Source organism: Providencia alcalifaciens (assembly GCF_020271745.1).
Taxonomy (GTDB): Bacteria; Pseudomonadota; Gammaproteobacteria; order Enterobacterales; family Enterobacteriaceae; genus Providencia; species Providencia alcalifaciens_B.
Genome location: NZ_CP084296.1, coordinates 1,501,532 through 1,519,777, shown reverse-complemented (window position 1 = coordinate 1,519,777; position 18,246 = coordinate 1,501,532). Strand labels below are relative to the sequence as shown.

Below are 18,246 nucleotides of genomic sequence, written 5' to 3'. Positions count from 1 at the left end.
TCCTTCTCTAAGTGTTAGAGTCCGATAATTCTGATGCCACTGCTTTTTCGAGGTTTGTTTTTAAAGCACTCAAATAAGCTTCTGATTTTTTCTGTAAATCAGCATCAAGACTGTTTTCAACTACACTTTCAAAGCAGTGAATTGCCGCACTGCTCTTCTTCAGCATCAAATTGCACTGCCCTGCATGGAATAATGGACGGTAATCATTTTTCGCCAAAACAAAGGCCAGTGCGTATAATTCCGTTGCTTTCTCATAACGTTTCGTTAATTGATAAACAGCCGCTAATCCCATGACATAGTCAGTGTTATAAAAATCGTAAATACTTAAAAAACGGAAAAAGGTTTCCGCTTCTTCTAATTTGCCTTGCTGATAAAATTCATAAGCGTAGGCATAAATGCCATCCATCGTGGTTTGTGGAATACCATGAATATCTTTATACGTTGCGCCATCCATGAGTGCAGTGGTAATTCCATCGAGTAACGCTTCCATTTCGATTTGAGTGCTGTCAGTTTGGGTACTACCCGTTTCTGTGTGGTTCATATAGTCACCTCGTTATTAATACGTGATATATGATGCAAACTGCTCTCTTGCATCATATCTAATCAAATTATCTGTTTCTTATAAAAAACGATTCAATGCGTGAATAATTAATTTATAGCGCCATCAATTCATGATGAAATTAATTGCTCTAATGCTTCATCTACATCTATTCCTAATTTTTCTAATTCTATGCGAATCAGCCAAGTAATTATTTGCATAACATCCTGCAATCCATTCTCATCAATAAAGCTATTCTTTTTATAATTTCGCCATATTTGGCGAGCTAAAATAATATCTCTTACTACAGGTACATTCTGTTGCTCTGCATATTTAATAACGGCTTTCGCTTGTACCCCGCGAGTTTTTAACATTAAGAAAGGCAGTGGTGCGATATTCGAATCATAATAAATCAACATGGCAATATGTGTTGGGTTTGCCATAACGAACGTCGAATTTTTAATATTTGCCTTCACTTCCTCTGATAATATTTCTTGGTGTAGCCCTTTACGTGCACTTTTAATATGGGGGTCACCTTCATTATCTTTGTACTCTTTTTTGACTTCCTGTTTTTCCATTTTTAGGTTTTTAATAAATAAGAAAAATTCTGCAATTGCATCCACTAAAACAATAATGAGCGCCACTGCAAGAAAGACAAATACAAATATAATACAAAGACTTACCCACTGCGTAGTCATGCCATTGATCGTGGTGCGATATAACATGAAAATTTCGTGCCGCCACACCACAAAAAAAGTGGCCGCAGAAACACTAAAGACCAATAAGTACAAAATGGCTTTAATCAGCTCTTTAAGTGAATTTAAAGAAAATATTTTTTTAAATCCGGCAATTGGATTTAATTTTGTAAAATCAAGTTTGATTGCTTCTGTCGCTAATCTAAATCGACTTTGTAATAGTGAAATAATCGTGCCAGACAAAAAACAAGCAATCAAAACGGGGACAACAATACTCAGAAAGACTTTTGAGAATTTCCAAAGCAAATTATCGATATGAATATCATGTGGGTTTAATAATAATTTTTTCATTAACCCACCCAGTTCATATAAACTGGACATTCCGCCAATAACAAATGCACCAGTGACTAAAACAATTGCCGCTATGGTATCCTTACTTTTATAACTTTGTCCTTTTTTGGCAGAATCTTTTATTTTTTTATCGGTAGGCTTTTCTGTTTTTTCAGCCATAACACAGTCTCATCATCCTGTATCAATATTCATTAAGATGAATAAAAAATAGTTTTTAATGGCGATATCGAAATCATATTAACCAATATATCTGGAACTTCATTTTGGAAATAAAGTAAAAACACAATAAAGGCGATAATCGATTTAATTGCCAAAGACAATGAAAATGCATTTAATTGTGGACAAAAACGGGAATATAACCCGAGTGCTACTTCCGAAATAAAGAGTGTCACAATAATCGGCGCCGTTAATATCACGCCATTCACGACTGCCTTATTTAACCATTCCCCTAACGGCAAACTGTTGAATGAAGTAAATCCATGGGCAAAGGGCAATAATTGATAACTTTGTGCAAATACGTTGGCGAGTTGGTACATACCCCCTTGTGCCAAAAACACCATACACACGATATAGCTGATAAATACCGCCAGCTCCGAGGCTTCAGTACCACTTGCCGGGTCGACAATACTACTAATGGTTTCTCCCCGCTGGGTATCTATCAACTCGCCGATAACATTAGCAATCATAAATGGCAGCCCTAAAATCAGCGCCAATATAATGCCAATACTGACCTCGTAAATAAAAACCTCACTGAGGCTGATTTCATTCCAATTTATTTCACGTGCGGTCAGGTAAGGCCACATCCCTAACGCCAAATACGCGACGACACAATTTTTAATGATCCCACCATTGAGCAATTTGTTACTCAAAAAAGGCAAAAAAAACATGACAGGGGCAATGCGCAACCAGGCAAATGCAATTTTCACTAGACCTTGCTGGAAATTAAAATACAAGGACGACGCCAATGAGAGCATCTCCTGATTCATCCAAATAACCCTATCGCTGGTAGGGCGGTGGTCATGACTTCAATGGCGTAATTCATCACTTTATCCGCCAGCCAACCTGAAATCATAAATAAGGAACCAAATACGGCTAATAATTTGATACCAAAAGGCAATGTCTGTTCCTGAAGCTGGGTTACTGTTTGCAAAAGCCCCACTAACAGCCCCACTACCGTCGCTACAATGACGGGAATCGCCGACAATATGACGATCAACAACATCGCTTTATTACTGACATAAATGATTGAATCCATTTTCTATTCCCTTACGTCAATGCTGTGCGAGTTCGAAATACTGCATCACCAGCCCTTTAGAAATCAGTGACCATCCATCAATTGCCACAAACAAAATCAATTTCACTGGCACTGAAATAGTCACGGGACTCATCATCATCATACCCAGCGCTAACAGAATGCTTGAGATCACCAAGTCGATAACCACAAACGGTAAATAGATATAAAAGCCAATTTCAAACGCAGATTTAATTTCACTCAATGCGTAGGCTGGCAGTAATGAAAATAGCGTTGGCGCCGCTTGCTCTTCTTGCACCTCGGCTTCCGTTTTACCCTGCTGAATAGACTCGAAGAAATTCACTAATTGAGGATCGGAATATTTCACTAAGTAATCTTTATAGCGCCCTAGCCCGTTATCAACGAAGTTGTCGATGGATTCCACATTGCTAAAATCCACGCTTTCGTGACGCATATAATTGTTCACATCTTGCAGTACAGGCATCATCACAAAAATGGACAGTAACAAGGCGATACCATTGAGTGCCATCGTCGAAGGGACTTGCTGTACACCCATCGCATTGCGCACCATAATCAGCACAATCGAGATTTTTAGATAGCAAGTTCCGGCTGCAATAATAAAAGGTAGCAGCGTGGAAAAGGCGATAAGGACTAATAAAGGTATTTCATTTGGAACCGTTGGCATGCTTATAACCTTTTATCGCCTAAGCTTACCAAGCGCTTAATTTCTAAGCCTAATTCGTCACTATCGCCAATATAGGTCAGCTCACCTTCCGCGATCAGTTGTTTATTTGCATACACCTTCACTTCACGTTCTTTGTTTTCACCAATTGAATAGATTGCCCCCGGCTGGAGCGAATCCAATTCCTCGACACTGATGTCTGAGTGACCCAATACAAAGGTCAATTTGACCGTGAGGTCGTGCAAATGAAAAGGACGAACAGTTTCCTCAACAAACGCCTCTTCCACCGCAGAAACTATCTGTTCGTCATCTGCTGTCATTAACTGTTCAATCATAAAAATACCTTCTTGTTGTTTTTGAAAATGGGCCAATACACGTCCTGCAACGGTCATATCTAATTGCAATTGCTGAATACGCAGCACGTCGCCAAGCGCGATAGACTGCAACGTTTTACAGCTGATATGGCTGTAACCTAAAATCCAGTCGGCTTGCAGCTTAAGCTGCTTGGCTATCCCGTTTTGCGCCTTAAGCTCGGTTAGCCCTTCAATAGGGTCACTTAACAGCACAATGCCAAGTTTTTTTTCTTTCACCGTTAGCCAAGGTTGTTGGAGCTGTTCATCATCAATAATCTCGACTCCATGACAACGGAATTGCTCGGAGAAAAACGTTTTTCCCGTATTTTCATAAGTAAAAATTTTGCATAAACTTTTGGTATCTAAGAGATTCCATGCGTAGTGGGCCAACTTAGGCCAGCGGTGACGGCACCATTCTTCAGCATTCACCAACACTTGCGTTTTTTGCTTTTGACTGTGTAGGGTGACTTGGAAATAGCGTTCTCCAACCATGGGAATATGCATGCCTAAGTCCCATTGAAAACGCTGCTGCCACTCTCTCACCTGCTTTTCTCGGTGGCTAATTCGCTGAATATTTAGCATTAGGAATCCTCATCTTGCTGATGCTGTTGCTGCCGTTGACGCTGTTGCCCTTCATGCTCTTCACGTCGGATCACCATTTTTTGTTCACTTGCCCACAAATGCTGGTTGTCTTGCAAAGCCTGCTGCACTTCATGGCTTAACGTTGATGCCACAACCTGATCTTTGTTAGCGCTCGCTAAAGCAAAAGAGACCGTCGGGGTATTTTGCCATTGGCTAAAGGTGTAGCTCAGAGTGCGAGAAGGCACCGTTTTGGGACTTTCAACCTCAGAAGCTGCCATCAATTCAGCGACCTTGCTTACCATTGAAGAGGCTTGCTGTATATGTGCTGAGGTTTGGGAAGCAGAGGTTTGAGGCATCGCAGCCAGTGATTTCTCCCCTATCTCAGCACGCACTTGCGTTAAGATATTTTGGGTAATATCCATTTCATCCGATTGAATCACTTCTGATTTTTCAATATTGACGTTTTTCATATCAGAAAAATATTGAGGTTCAGGATGCGCATTTAGCACAGGTCGACCTTCGTGGCGCACAGCGGTATTCTGCCCCTCGACATCATGCTGAGTTTGCATAACAGGTTCAGTCGTAGAATGAATTTCTCTCACTACATTTGATTGACCATCACGCAGAGGTGATTTCAATACAGCGATGTCCACGACTTCAGTCTGCTGAGCTAATGGAATACTCATCCATTGGGTTTGCTTTACACTTGTCGGATTATCTGACAAAAATCGAGCCGCTTTTTGCTCCATGATTTTTGATTTAACGGTTTTCGCGTCAGCCATTTGACCGATTGATACCCCCCCAACATTGGCACTAAACGTGATCGGTGGAATATCGCCCTCACTCACCGTTTGCCTTAATGAGTCATCGGGTTGTGCACTTAGCGAATGATTTGCTTCACTATTTTTTTTATCGGCCCCATATTCTGAAGAGAGAAATGCCACTTTCCCGCCAGAGTGAATGTGCTGGATTGAAGCCGGCAAGTTCAACAGAACGGGTACCGCCAACTCTTCTACTGGTTTTTTGGGCTTTTTATTATTGCCAGCCACTTGAGTCAGTTTTTTTTGAACAATATCCTGAGCAGCTTTTTTGACTGAATGCTGCTGACCATCTTGCTTTTGAAAACCAGGTTTTTGCGGGTCATATTGTTGATGATGAAAACCTAGCGATGCACTTTTACCTTCCATCATGGAATTAAATTTACTTTCACTAGGCAGTGATTTTATTGTCGACATGAACAAACAGCTCCTCGATTTCATTTTGTTGCTGGCGCTCTAATTTTAACCACTGCGCCCTACGTTGTTGCTTGAGATATTTTCGGAATTTCTCGCACTTATTACGCAAAATGAACGTCCGTTCAGTCATTTGCTGCTTCAATAAATGATACTTAGATAATTCAGCGTCGATGTTTTCTATCTGAAATTCACATTGGGCGATTTCTGATAAAACCACGGCTTTTTGCCGTTGACGTTCCCAAAAATCCATTTGCGTTAATTCTTCAGATTTTTCATATACGCCCACTTGCAGGGTTAATATGGCTATCCGTTGATGAATATCCTGACGCTGTTGCTGCAACTGCAAAATGGCGTTTTTCAGCTTGCTTTGCTCTAACTGCACTCTTTCAAGACGCTTTTCAGTCAGCACTAATAATTGATTAATCATCAGGATGCCAAATGGTGTAATTGGGCTAACATTTCCTCAAAGCCCTCTGATTCATCCATGTTTTGTTGTAAGAAATGATTGATATCCTGCTGCTTGTCTAACGCACGGTCATTTTCTTGGCTTTCACCTCGCTGGTATTCCCCCAATTCGAGGTACAACTTGATCTGCTCTAAGCGGGATAAATTTTCACGAATATCGACAGCAAATTGGCGATGTTCCGGCGTTGTCACCTTCTGAAAAACACGGCTAATACTGTGCAAAATATCAATCGCAGGGTAATGTCCTCGCCCCGCCAGTTTGTGGCTAAGATAAATATGCCCATCTAAAATAGAGCGAATTTCATCGCCAATAGGGTCGGCTTCTTCCTCACTTTCTAATAACACGGTGTAAAACGCAGTAATAGACCCCTGTTTTACGCACCCTGGACGTTCGAGTAATAATGGGAGTTGCTCGAAAACAGAGGCGGGATAACCACGACGTGCAGGGAGTTCCCCTGCTGCGAGTGCCACATCACGCAATGCCCTTGCATAACGGGTCATCGAATCGACATACAATAAAACCTGTTTTCCTAAATCACGGAAATATTCCGCCATCGCCGTCGCTAACAAGGCAGCATTACAGCGTTCAATCGGCGGGCTGTCTGAGGTGGCATACACTAAAATGGTTTTATCCGCATGGGGGGATTGCTTGAGTTCTTCAATAAATTCAATCACTTCTCGCCCACGCTCACCAATCAATGCCACAATATGAATATCCCCGTGAGCGTGATTAATCAGCATGTTCATTAATGAAGTTTTACCGCTACCCGCCGCGGCAAAAATGCCGATACGCTGGCCCACCCCACACGTCAGTAATCCATCGATAGCACGAACCCCTGTGACCATTGGTTCATTGACCGGGCGGCGTTTATTCACACTCACCGGAGGATTATCGATACGTTGTAGCTTGGTTTTTAACTGCGTAATTTCGCTATTTTTCTGACTTAATGCGCCTTCAAATTCCCCTGCCGCATTAAAAATATTCCCCGCAAGGTGCTCCCCCATTTGAAATACAAACGGGTAGCCACTTGGACGAATAACCACTTCACGGGTGAAGCCCTGAGCACGACCAATCAGACTCAGTACCGTTAGCCCTTCTTTGAAGCCAATCACTTGCGCTTTGGCGATAACTTTTGGCTGAGCCAATGACTGCTCAATAAAACAGATCTCGCCAATAAATACGCCATCCAATGGGGCTTCAATCAGACATCCATGAATGCGCACTGGATGTGCACAAACGTCAAAAAGTTTCATCATCAATTACGATAATTGCAGGCGCAATTCGGTGGCGCGCTCAAAAAATTCTTCAAAAGAGTCTGCAAATAATTGCATGTTATCCAATGAAGCTGACTTTAATACTGCCGATAGCACCAAGTTATTTTCCATAATATTCAGTGCAGGTTGTCCCGCGTGAAAATTACGTGGGACATACTCTAAAATGCCTTTTAATAATGAAGCGCTGGATGCATCGAGTCGGCTGTAATTACATTCCATTAAGTTGCACCAAATAATTAAATCATCGGATGACAAATCAATATTAATCGCAGGTGCATCATTCATTTCGAGTTGAATATTGGAATGGCAATCAAGCTGTGGATTAACTAAATCACTGCGCCCCATGGAATTTAAAAATTCATTCAATTTCTCGACAAAACGGTATTTCATTTACGTGTTCCTTATATCGTTTTAATAACGTTGACCTTCACCATTTCGGAAACCTCATTGAATGAGAGCACCTCAAGTTCAGGGAAACGACCTTCTAAGATTTTTTTCACAAACCGGCGGATATCCACAGGTACCAATACATTGACATCTCTAACAGATAAGTAACTGTTTTCTAATGCCACTTCAGCTGCCTGAATAAGTTCATTGCTTTTTTCAGGTTCTAAATGCAGATAAACACCACCGGATGATTGGCGGATACCTTGGCGAATGGTGTCTTCCAGTTCAGCATTCACCATTAAGACATTCAAACGCCCTTCCACCGAGAAACGGGATGAGATATAACGCGCCATGGAGCTGCGAATATGCTCTACCAGCATCATGCTGTCTTTCTCTTTGGGTACCCATTGCACTAAGGTTTCAATAATTAGCTTCATATTGCGCACCGAAATTTTTTCCATTAATAAGCGTTGGAAAACTTCCGTGACTTTTTGTACGGTGGCGTGGCGATAGCATTCTTTCAGTAATTCGGGGTACTTTCTTTCAAGATCATCCAGTAAATTTTTAGTTTCTTGGATCCCGAAGAATTCATTGATGTGACGTAATAACAAGGTACTGACGCAATCAATCATTTCAGTCACATCGTCGCGCACTAATAAACCGAGTTGCTCTACATTTTCGCTGTATTGGTTGTCAAACCAGGTGCTGACTGAACCATATTCATCGGTATATTTGATGAGTTCCATACCAAGGTATTCCAACTCATCATTCGCCGTCAGTAAGCGCTGACCATGAAAATAGACATCGTATTCACCCGCTTTTACTTCATTTATTAGCACCACAATTTTGTTTTCTGGCACGATAGGTGAATAGTTAATGGCAATATCTGGAATACGGTACCCATAGCGAATAAACACCTCTTTTTTCATGCGAGATAAAAAATTATTATCTTCTAGATGCTGCTTATATTGCTGATTAACCGAGATAATGACGGGTAAGGTTTCTGGAATATATTCATCGTCGAAATCATCATTCGCACGCTGAGTTTCCCCTTCAGTGGCTTCCGTTTGCAGATTTTCTTCACCCAATTGCTGCTCTTTTCGCCGCGCTTTGCGCTTTTTAAAATAGCGAGTGGCAAATAACCCCATCAGTAATGCCGCAAGGAACACGAAAATGGCTGTTGGGAATCCGGGTAAAAAGCCCATAAATAGCACGATAAATGCGGTGATTAGGATAGTGAAATCATTGTCAAAAAGTTCAGAAACAATGTTTTCACCTAAATTTTTATCATTGCCACCCACGCGAGTCACAATAAAGCCAGCACTGATAGAGATAAGCAGCGCGGGAATTTGCGCAACTAACCCATCACCGATGGTTAATAACGTGAAGGTATTTAATGCCGTGGAAAGGTCCATGCCTTGCTGAGCCGTACCTACTGATATTCCGCCTATTAAGTTGACGAAAATAATCACGATACCGGCAATGGCATCCCCTTTGATAAACTTCATCGCACCGTCAAAAGAACCGAATAATTGGCTCTCTTTTTCCAGGTCGCCACGTTTAATTTTCACGGTTGCTTCATCGATAACCCCAGCACGTAAATCCGCATCGATGCTCATCTGTTTTCCAGGCATCGCATCCAAGGAGAAACGGGCTGCCACTTCAGCAATACGTTCTGAACCTTTGGTGATAACAATAAATTGCACGATAGTCACGATGGCGAATACCACCATTCCCACCACTAAGTTGTCCTGAATAACGAACTCACCGAAGGTGTCGATAATATCGCCAGCATCCGCTTCAAGCAGGATAAGTCGGCTGGTACTAATAGAGAGTGCCAACCTAAACAGCGTGCTAATCAGCAGAATAGACGGGAAAGATTGGAAGTTAAGGACTCGCGTAATATAAAACGAGCTCATAAAGATCAGCACCGAAATCATAATGTTCAGTGCAATCAATAAATCGACCAAGACGGTAGGTAAAGGGATAATCAGCATCGCAATCACCATCACCATGATGACTAGCACCATCAGCTCAGGGCGATTACGGATCTGCAATAAAAATCCGGTTAAGTTTTTCATGAAATCGTGTATTTCCTATCAAATTAAGGTTGTCGATGTAAGCGCTGCTCTTGCATCAACAGTTGATCCATCTGTATTTTTAATTGGTCGAGTAATTCATCACGCGCTTCCAATGAGTGAAAAATGGCAACAGGGATAATTGAAAACGCAATAATCAAAAGTTGAACAAAGCGGGCGCGTAGATCCGTGGTCATGACACTTAATTGCGCCTGAATGAAATTCAACAACTTGTCATGAAAGCTTTCTTGGCTACGGATCCCACTGGTAAATAACTGGCTTAGCACCTTCTCAAACTGGCTCTGCTGCAAGTGGTTTTGCGACAACTGCGTTTGCTGGCGAAACAGACCCGATTGGAGAAATTGCTGACTAAATGCGCGATCTAGTGACTGCAACTCACGCAAACGACCAATTCGTGTGAAAAAACTACCAAACTCACTGATATTGAGGTCTCCCAGCGGCAGTGCTTGTAAATCACACGCCAAGGCTCTTGCGAGATAACGCATCATGTTTTCCCGCTGAGCCAGTTCCATCTCTTCCACCCACTGTTCATATAAATAGACCACAGGACCGTCATAGCTGATAAATTCGCGGTATAAGGTGCGTAAGTTCCCAGCACTTTCACGCAGGGTTTGGGCAAACGCTTTTGCGATTAGCGCGATATTTGCCCCTGCCTGCGCCGTACGGTGGATGTCTTCGGTTAGCAGTAGCCGCTCTAACTCTTGCAAATGCTCAATCTGCTCCTGCTTGAGTTTTTTACGGTTGATAAGCGCGGCGAGCACCATCAGTAAATCGCTAGGATCAGAGAAAAACTGCAATAAAAAGGCACGTAACTGCTGAGGCGTCATCAGTTGACGATTGAGTATTCCTTCAATATGCAGTACTTTTTCATCCGCATTATTTTCTAAGATGTGCTCAGCAAAGCGCATCCACTCCTCTTCTTGCCCTTTTTTCGAACCGCCTCGACGCACATGGCTCGCGGCCAGCATCGCCATCGAAGCGTATTCGCTGGAACTATCAATCACCCCCGCACCGCGTGCAGCTTCATCGGAGTCATCACTGCTTTTCGTGGTTGTACGACTCTTGTCTTGCGCATTCAGTAGCATGCGGTTGCTGTAGCTCAGCGGGGTTATTGCCATGAATCCCTCATGTATTGCTGGAGGAACTGTGCCGTTCCATTCAGTTGGCTATCCTTTTGTGTAATACGGGTTTTTTCAGAAAATTGTCGACCATCCCACACTTCGTTCTCATCCAATAAACGCGGCTGGATTAAAAAGATACGCACCATTTTTTGTTGATTGGTCGAGCTATGACGGAATAAGCCACCTACCCAAGGGATATCGCCAAGAAGAGGGATTTTGCTTTCATTTTCAATATATTGGTCGCGAGTGTAGCCACCGATTAACAGGCTGCTATCTTTAGCAATACGCGCTACCGTATTAATGCTGGTGCGATTAACCGTCGGAAGCCCTTCAACGCTGGATGTTTTGCCGCTGCTATCGCGATTTTCTGCACCATCTTCGATATTCACTTCCATTTCGACACTTTGACCGGCCGAAATACGCGGCATAACGCTGATCATCGTGCCGTAAGTGACCGATTCGAGGGTTGCAGTACGTTCACCTTGTAGCTTGGCGTAGAAACTGGTGTTGTTATCAAACAGTGCAGGAACGTTTTCTTGGGTCAGCAACACCGGGCGCGAGACAATTTGGCTATTACCATTTTTGCTTAGCGCATCAATTTGCACTAAAAATTTGCTGCTATCGAGTAAGGTGCTTCGATTGAAAGAAACAGAGCCACCCCCCACGTTAAACGAGCCCACTTCCCAATTCACCCCTAAATTATCCAACTCAGAGCGCGTGATATCGATGATCCACAAGGAAAGCTCCACTTGGCGGCGGCGGTTATCTAATGTTTTAATCAAATCACGAACATAACGGATCTGCTCTGGGCTGCCCTTCACAATCAGGCTGTTGCTGTCAGAATGAGCAACCAGAGAAAAGCGACTATTTGATGCGCCACCACGTCTGACGGTGACTTGACGATTTTCAGGACGACCTCCTGCAATCGGCGCATCCATTAAGGCATCAATTTCATCCCCATCGGTATTGAGCTTTGCAGGTAAAATTTCGAGGGTTTCTTCAACGCTACTGCCCCCATTTTTAAATAGGGCGCTGATCACCGATAACATGCCGGGAACAGTGATCGATTGACCACGTAATGAGTAACTTCGGTCGCTTACAGAGGCATGCTTCAACGGGATCACCGCAACATTACCACTGATTTTTTCTTCTTGTTTAAGTTGCTCGCCAAGATACAGCGCAGCGCCTTTAATCAACTCAACATAGAGCGGTGGTCCCGACACAAATAACATCGTGTCGCCACCTTGGGAACGAACAGGAAAACGCACATCATAGATGCCATTACGTTGGATATAGCTGATAACTTGCTGGCTACTGACTTTATGAGTCGGAATAATTAAACTGCGCATTTCACTATTATCATAGACATAAATGCCTGCGCCATCGTCATACCAGACTAATGCGATACGACGCGTTAAGGCTTTAAACATTTCATCGGCATTCGCGAGGTTAAAATTTCCCGTCACTTTTTTCTGGGATGCCAATTTACTTAAAATAATCGGCTTATTAATTTGTTCTGCTACAGCATCAAACACTTTACCGACCGCGATATTATTCGCGACAAACGTGTCTGCACTTCTTTCTTGCGTCACGGGCGCTGCAATCATCATTTCTGATTGAGCGGTATTGATATTTACACTCAGTAAAAACAGCGAAATAAAAGCCGCTATTAATTTTTTACTGTTCATATAACGTTGCTCCAAGATGCCTTATTTCTGATGGGGTTAATCCCAATTCTTTTTTCAAATCATTCGTAAAGTGAGAGGCAGAGCAGTAACCTGCTTCTAATCCAACATCTAGAATAGAACTTTCACTTTCAATTAATTGCAAAATGGCCGCCCCCATACGTACGCCCATAATTTTGCGTTTAGCGGTTTTATTAAAGTTTTCTCGGTAGAGTTGCCTAAAATAAGAAGCTGAAATGCCGTAACGGGCACACAGTTGATTAATATTGGCATTTTTATCTTGCTGAGCGGCTGAAATTAAAAAGCGCATCATTCCATACGCTTCATAGCGTCTTAATACATCACACCAATCATCAAATAACGGCTGCTTTTTAATGATCAAATCAATCACGATATTTTTAATTAAAACAGGCACTGATATTTCATCGTCAAATAGAATGAATTCACCTAATTGATTTTCATCACTCTCTCTGGTTGCTTTTTTTGCAAGAAAGGATTGCCCCATTGCAGTATCAATAATAGCAAGTGTTTCAACGATTTCTGATAACTCCATGGTGTAAATATCCCATAAAGTTTCATCTTTAATCATTAATTCATCCATACCGCAAATAAAGATAGCGGGTTCTTGTACTTTAATATTTAAATTTGTATACCGAGATTTATAACAAAGCGTCGCTTTCCCTTTTGCTGTAGTTATATTTTCTATTGTGGTTATAGCTTCTTTTGGTATTGACAAGACCAGTACGTCTTGTAAAGAAAAGCAACTATTTCTACTCTCCAATAATTTAGCAATATCTTTATTCGACATTATAAATAGACCTTATCCATTGATTTTTACTTGATGTAGAGTCAGTGATTAAATAGAAAAAAACAAATGAATAGTCTGGAATATTTCGGAATTAAACATAAAGATACAGAGTGTGAATGAATAAGATAAATTCAGCTGACTACATTATGCTCTTATATTTAAATACTGAACATTGAAGTCAATATGACTCGCTATCTTTTATTAATTGAGATTATCTTATGATAGAAACAAAACACCACACCTGCATAATGAAAATTATTAGTGGTTCGATGAATAGTCAAGAGCTAATGATTAACATCGATAAAAATCTTATTATTGTTGGGCAACATACTAAATATAAAACCGAAATAGATGAAAATGGTTTTACAACCTATTACATTCCTAGTGAACACACCCAGTGTGAGTTTTCTATTGTTTCTCATGACGAACCGAGTAATAACCTTGTCATTAATCTTAAACAAGATGGAAAAAGTCGTCATATTACTGCCACACTACAAGAAATATTACTCATTGACACCTTTCCAATAGCAATTAAAGAATTGAATACTAAATGGAATTATCTAGAGAAAGACCAAAAACCATTGCCTTCTCACTCACTATCACTTACGGAACATAGCCCCATTGCCATAAAACAGAAACCAAAGTTTAATAAAAAATGGTTTTTTGCTTTCTTATTACTATTTGCCATTATTTTTATATTATTCGTTGAATTCCAAATTAATCCAAAAAATAACGCTGAAAAACAAATTCAAAACATAGATAATATATTAAAAGGAAGTTATTACCCTATTGTCTACACACAGAACAAAAAAGGCGAGATACTTATTCTAGTCAAATCTCAAAGAGATGAAGATTGGAGTCATCAAGTTTTATTAAAGTCAGGTTATCAAGAAAAATACATCATTAGAAAAACAAATGCACTTGAAAAAGAAATTGAAGACAAGTTAATAGACTCTATACCTAATTTATTAAAGGTTGATATTAGCAACCCTTGTCAGCCCATCATTCGAGTCGTGAAAAACCCACTACCGAATAATGATGATAAAAATATTAATCGCATTTTATCTAATTACTTTAGTTGTTATAACCAAAGCCAATTGATACAAGTTCCACTTGAGGAGCTCATCAAGAAAGCCGAATTAGGGTTGACTGAAAGTAATGTGAAATGGCAAAGAATAACCAAAGGTAACTACGTTATCTTTGTTATAAGAGATAGTTTAAATGATAAACAGACTCTCTCTTTAATTAGCTTCACCAATTCATTTAGTCAAAAGTGGGGAACCAAGCAAATTCAATTTTCCGTCTCCCTTGCCAATAATGAACTGGCTGGAAAATCGTTTATCACTCATACCAACGGTATTACGTTATTAGGTAATAATCATTGGTTATTTAACTCAAACCAACCTAATTCATGAGGTAATAAATATGGCAACTCCGGGTATTAATAATACAAATGGTAATTGGGATGCATCTGCATTAGAAAAAGAATCGAACACAGCAACAGATAATAAATGGGGCATGATGTATCGCAGCTCCGCAGGTATTAGCGAAAGAACTAAAACTATCGCTGATGAATTAAAGTCTATGATTGACAATCCAAGTCTGGAAGTCGATAACCCACTGGTTCTGGGTAAAATCACAGCGTTAAGCGGTAACTATAATATGGCACGTCAATTACAAAGTAACGTAATGAAGTCCATTAAAGATGCAGCACAAGCCATTATTCGTAACGTGTAAGCTCGTAGCGTGTTATTTAAATCAGAGCATCACTCACCTGATGCTCTCTTTATAGAGAATATTTATGTTACCAATTAATCCAATCTCCACACTATCAGATATCGCGGACATGACTCCAACCATACCAACCGCTATTCCACTGGAAGATAAAGTGAAGCAGTTATTTGCGGAGTACACGACCTCTGTGAGCCAAGAAAAAGCAGATATTCTGGAGAAAATGAATACCGTTGACCCAAGCGATCCCGCTAAATTATTGGCATTACAAAACCAAGTAGGTAATTACAGCCTTGCTTTAAATATGGTCAGCACACTCACACACAAAAGTGTTTCTGCCATCGACACAGTATTAAAAGCACAATAGACCATGAATATATTAAAGAAACTCCTACTAATCGGGTTTATTGGCTTGCTGCTAGGCTGTGACAATCAACTGTTACTAAGCAAGTTAAGTCAACGCCAAAGCAATGAGGTTCTCGCAATTTTGCAAGAGCATGGCGTGGAAGCCAAACGTAAGCAAGATGCCAAAAACGGAGACTCAATTCGCGTTGATCCTCAAGATTTTGTCATCGCTGTAGACTTGCTACGCCAATATAATCTGCCATCAAAAGATCCGGTGGAAATTATCGATGCTTTCCCTGGAGATTCACTGGTTGCCTCACCGCAAGCGGAGAGAACTCGATTACTATCACTGATTGAACAACGCCTTGAGCAGTCTTTACTGACGATTCCAAACGTGGTGAATGCACGCGTCCATGTGAGTTACCCAATTTCTGGTAATGGTCCCGTAAAACAGACGCAAAAAGTTTCCAGTCTCGTCACTTATTCTGGTAATGAAGACCCAAAAGTAATGATGAATAAGATTAAGTTATTCCTCAATAATAGCTTTGTAGAAACCACCTATGACAATGTTTCTGTCGTGATAATCAGTCGCCCTCCGCTGCTGTATCAAACAAAAAATGGCCCAACACCCGCATTTAATCCCGTGATTGCTTTTGCTTTAATCACCGCATTAATCGGTATGTTAATTGCGCTTGGGCTGTATTTATACCATCGCAACAATAAACAACGCGATGAAAATGAAGAAGAAGCGGAGAAATCAAGTCATGCCCCGATTGAGTAAACTGCTCATTGACCAAAAAAATATTTTCTTAGCGCCAGGAAATTATTTTCACTCGGAGTTTGTTGATGAGCATTACCATCAGCTACCCGTTCCGCTACAACAGCAACAAAATTTGCAGCTTATTGAGCAATATCAATTAGATTTACCCGATGAAAAAACGTTGATATTACCCGAGATGCTTGCCGAAAATTGGTCATCATTACCTTCTGTGGCATGGGGTTTAGGGGTTATTCAGCACCCTGATCCGCTGCCTTGGTGGGGAGAGCTATCACAATATCGACAATTGCATCAGAAATTGAGCCATCCCTTATGGCAAGACCTGACACATTCCATCGATACGCCTCAGCATTTACTTGCACTGGGCGCTGAGCAGCTTTTGATGTGTTTAAATACCTTTAGTCACGGCTATGCTACCCGCGCAAAATATATGTTTAGCCACAGTACACAGCAGATGATCCGCCACACAGTTTCCACTCTGCTACCTTGGAATATTATTGAAGAAACTTGCCGCTATGTCAGAGAACACACAACCTAATATCCAGCAGACATTAATTGAAAATGTGCTGATTAAACATCTGGTTTTAGACACCAATAAATATGCCCAATCGGTTGTTAAACAGGCACATCAAAAAGCCAAAGCCCATGTTCAACAAGCTCAACAGTCTGAGAAAAGTATTCATGCTATCGCCTATCAACAAGGCTACCAAGATGGATTAACACAGCTTTTGAATGATTTTATTGGCGCTCTCAATCACAGCGAAGCCCAATACCAAAATAAGGTGAGCCAAACAGAGAGCCAATTAACTCAATTGCTCATCGGTTTATTGACTGACTTACGCCTACAGGAAATTGTGGCAGAACATTTTGCTCAATTACAATCTGAAGCTAGCCATGTGCAATTGCACATACCAGCATCATTGCAAGGCAAAATAACCTCTCAAGCTAACGGCATCAAAATATGTACTAGCCCTGATAATTCGATCACGTTAGAAGTGAATAATGAAATTACACAATTCACGCCAAAATTAGCGGCAGAGAAAATATTACCGCATATTTTTCCGATTTCTACCCGCTGTCTAACGTTGCAACACCATAAACACGCTTATGCGCAATTACTTCAACAAAAACGGCTAATTCAACAAGAACACGCTCTCCAACAAGAAATCACTTTTCAACAAGAAGAAACAAGGAGAGAAAAACATGAAAATTGACCCTAATTTGCTGAACACGTTGTCAGCTTCGCATACTCATAGCAATACGCTATCGAGTATATCCGACCTACACACTAACGTGAGTACCCTTTGGAAATCCCGTAACAACATGAAAGATATACAGAACTATCAGGCAAAAAATATCCCCCATATTTCGGAGGATAAAAACGCTAAAATACAAAACTTTATTACTGAATTTAAACATCAGGATAGTGATAAAACACGATTCGCATTGGTATTTAAAACCATGGTGAATTTGAACCGCAATGATAAAGAATCATTCATTACTCAAATCATCCAAACATTAAAATCTTCATCTGAATCTGACCCTGCTCTATATAAAGATTTCACTAAAGCTATTCAACGTTATATGTCGATAAGTTTAATGAATACACCATTTACTGAACAATTGAATAAAAACATGACTAGCTTCAATCTTGATGGCGATGATGATGAAGAACCATCGACTATATAACTCTCACGATTGAATAACCCTGTACTATTAAATTAGTTTATTAATTAATTCATTACCGACGAATATTTACAAGCTTAGAGTGCATTTTTTATAATCTAAGCTATTTAACTCCCTTCTTTTTAAAAAACATAAAAAAAATAAATTTGAAATTGATATATACACTCACAGATAGTAG

At 40.6% G+C, this 18,246-nt stretch carries 21 protein-coding genes; 7 read left to right on the top strand and 14 right to left on the bottom strand.

Going from position 1 to position 18,246, the window contains the following annotated elements; all coding sequences use genetic code 11:
* Positions 1–7: 7 nt before the first annotated feature.
* From sicA to LDO51_RS06940, 14 genes are all read right to left on the bottom strand, one after another.
* Complete coding sequence (gene sicA, locus LDO51_RS07005; protein WP_423810962.1) at positions 8–541, bottom strand: type III secretion system translocator chaperone SicA; 534 nt, start codon at positions 539–541, stop codon at positions 8–10.
* Between the two features lie 128 nt (positions 542–669).
* Positions 670–1,743 (bottom strand): EscU/YscU/HrcU family type III secretion system export apparatus switch protein, encoded by a 1,074-nt coding sequence (locus LDO51_RS07000; RefSeq protein WP_225576861.1) that lies wholly within the window; start codon positions 1,741–1,743, stop codon positions 670–672.
* 32 nt (positions 1,744–1,775) lie between these two features.
* On the bottom strand, positions 1,776–2,570 hold the full coding sequence (gene sctT / locus LDO51_RS06995; RefSeq protein ID WP_225576860.1) for a type III secretion system export apparatus subunit SctT: 795 nt from the start codon (positions 2,568–2,570) through the stop codon (positions 1,776–1,778).
* Positions 2,567–2,839: a type III secretion system export apparatus subunit SctS gene (sctS, locus tag LDO51_RS06990; protein ID WP_036949954.1), complete on the bottom strand. Its 273-nt coding sequence runs from the start codon at positions 2,837–2,839 to the stop codon at positions 2,567–2,569. The genes sctT and sctS overlap by 4 nt, the downstream gene beginning before the upstream one ends.
* Before the next feature lie 16 nt (positions 2,840–2,855).
* Positions 2,856–3,521 (bottom strand): EscR/YscR/HrcR family type III secretion system export apparatus protein, encoded by a 666-nt coding sequence (locus tag LDO51_RS06985; RefSeq protein WP_036949952.1) that lies wholly within the window; start codon positions 3,519–3,521, stop codon positions 2,856–2,858.
* Positions 3,522–3,523: 2 nt separating this feature from the next.
* Positions 3,524–4,453, bottom strand: coding sequence for a FliM/FliN family flagellar motor switch protein (locus LDO51_RS06980; protein WP_225576859.1), 930 nt, complete (start codon positions 4,451–4,453; stop codon positions 3,524–3,526).
* Entirely contained in the window at positions 4,453–5,688 is a 1,236-nt protein-coding gene (locus LDO51_RS06975; RefSeq protein WP_225576858.1) for a type III secretion protein, read from the bottom strand. The genes LDO51_RS06980 and LDO51_RS06975 overlap by 1 nt, the downstream gene beginning before the upstream one ends.
* Positions 5,663–6,115 carry a hypothetical protein gene (locus LDO51_RS06970; RefSeq protein WP_225576857.1) on the bottom strand — a complete coding sequence of 151 codons (453 nt, stop codon included), beginning with the start codon at positions 6,113–6,115 and terminating at the stop codon, positions 5,663–5,665. The genes LDO51_RS06975 and LDO51_RS06970 overlap by 26 nt, the downstream gene beginning before the upstream one ends.
* Positions 6,115–7,407 carry a type III secretion system ATPase SctN gene (gene sctN / locus LDO51_RS06965; protein ID WP_225577236.1) on the bottom strand — a complete coding sequence of 431 codons (1,293 nt, stop codon included), beginning with the start codon at positions 7,405–7,407 and terminating at the stop codon, positions 6,115–6,117. The genes LDO51_RS06970 and sctN overlap by 1 nt, the downstream gene beginning before the upstream one ends.
* 6 nt (positions 7,408–7,413) lie before the next feature.
* Positions 7,414–7,818, bottom strand: a complete 405-nt coding sequence (locus LDO51_RS06960; protein ID WP_225576856.1) for a type III secretion system protein — start codon at positions 7,816–7,818, stop codon at positions 7,414–7,416.
* Positions 7,819–7,829: 11 nt separating this feature from the next.
* Entirely contained in the window at positions 7,830–9,896 is a 2,067-nt protein-coding gene (locus LDO51_RS06955; protein ID WP_225576855.1) for an EscV/YscV/HrcV family type III secretion system export apparatus protein, read from the bottom strand.
* 23 nt (positions 9,897–9,919) lie between these two features.
* A complete protein-coding gene (gene sctW, locus LDO51_RS06950; RefSeq protein WP_225576854.1) occupies positions 9,920–11,032 on the bottom strand; it encodes a type III secretion system gatekeeper subunit SctW in 1,113 nt (370 codons plus the stop codon).
* Positions 11,023–12,723, bottom strand: coding sequence for a type III secretion system outer membrane ring subunit SctC (sctC, locus tag LDO51_RS06945; protein WP_225576853.1), 1,701 nt, complete (start codon positions 12,721–12,723; stop codon positions 11,023–11,025). Before sctC ends, sctW begins: the two co-directional genes overlap by 10 nt.
* Complete coding sequence (locus tag LDO51_RS06940; protein WP_225576852.1) at positions 12,713–13,528, bottom strand: AraC family transcriptional regulator; 816 nt, start codon at positions 13,526–13,528, stop codon at positions 12,713–12,715. The genes sctC and LDO51_RS06940 overlap by 11 nt, the downstream gene beginning before the upstream one ends.
* Before the next feature lie 218 nt (positions 13,529–13,746).
* Here LDO51_RS06940 and LDO51_RS06935 point away from each other — a divergent pair, with 218 nt between their 5' ends.
* The 7 genes from LDO51_RS06935 to LDO51_RS06905 all read left to right on the top strand — a co-directional run bounded on the left by LDO51_RS06935 (position 13,747) and on the right by LDO51_RS06905 (position 18,071).
* Positions 13,747–14,943, top strand: a complete 1,197-nt coding sequence (locus LDO51_RS06935; protein ID WP_225576851.1) for a PrgH/EprH family type III secretion apparatus protein — start codon at positions 13,747–13,749, stop codon at positions 14,941–14,943.
* A gap of 10 nt (positions 14,944–14,953) precedes the next feature.
* Complete coding sequence (locus tag LDO51_RS06930) at positions 14,954–15,265, top strand: EscF/YscF/HrpA family type III secretion system needle major subunit (protein ID WP_225576850.1); 312 nt, start codon at positions 14,954–14,956, stop codon at positions 15,263–15,265.
* A gap of 64 nt (positions 15,266–15,329) precedes the next feature.
* Complete coding sequence (gene sctI, locus LDO51_RS06925; RefSeq protein ID WP_225576849.1) at positions 15,330–15,626, top strand: type III secretion system inner rod subunit SctI; 297 nt, start codon at positions 15,330–15,332, stop codon at positions 15,624–15,626.
* Positions 15,627–15,629: 3 nt separating this feature from the next.
* Positions 15,630–16,385, top strand: coding sequence for a type III secretion system inner membrane ring lipoprotein SctJ (gene sctJ, locus LDO51_RS06920; protein ID WP_225576848.1), 756 nt, complete (start codon positions 15,630–15,632; stop codon positions 16,383–16,385).
* Positions 16,369–16,920 carry a hypothetical protein gene (locus LDO51_RS06915; RefSeq protein WP_225576847.1) on the top strand — a complete coding sequence of 184 codons (552 nt, stop codon included), beginning with the start codon at positions 16,369–16,371 and terminating at the stop codon, positions 16,918–16,920. Before sctJ ends, LDO51_RS06915 begins: the two co-directional genes overlap by 17 nt.
* The gene (locus LDO51_RS06910) at positions 16,898–17,596 is read left to right on the top strand and encodes a hypothetical protein (protein ID WP_225576846.1); all 699 of its coding nucleotides are present in this window, start codon (positions 16,898–16,900) and stop codon (positions 17,594–17,596) included. The genes LDO51_RS06915 and LDO51_RS06910 overlap by 23 nt, the downstream gene beginning before the upstream one ends.
* Positions 17,586–18,071, top strand: a complete 486-nt coding sequence (locus LDO51_RS06905) for a hypothetical protein (protein ID WP_225576845.1) — start codon at positions 17,586–17,588, stop codon at positions 18,069–18,071. The genes LDO51_RS06910 and LDO51_RS06905 overlap by 11 nt, the downstream gene beginning before the upstream one ends.
* Positions 18,072–18,246: the final 175 nt, after the last annotated feature.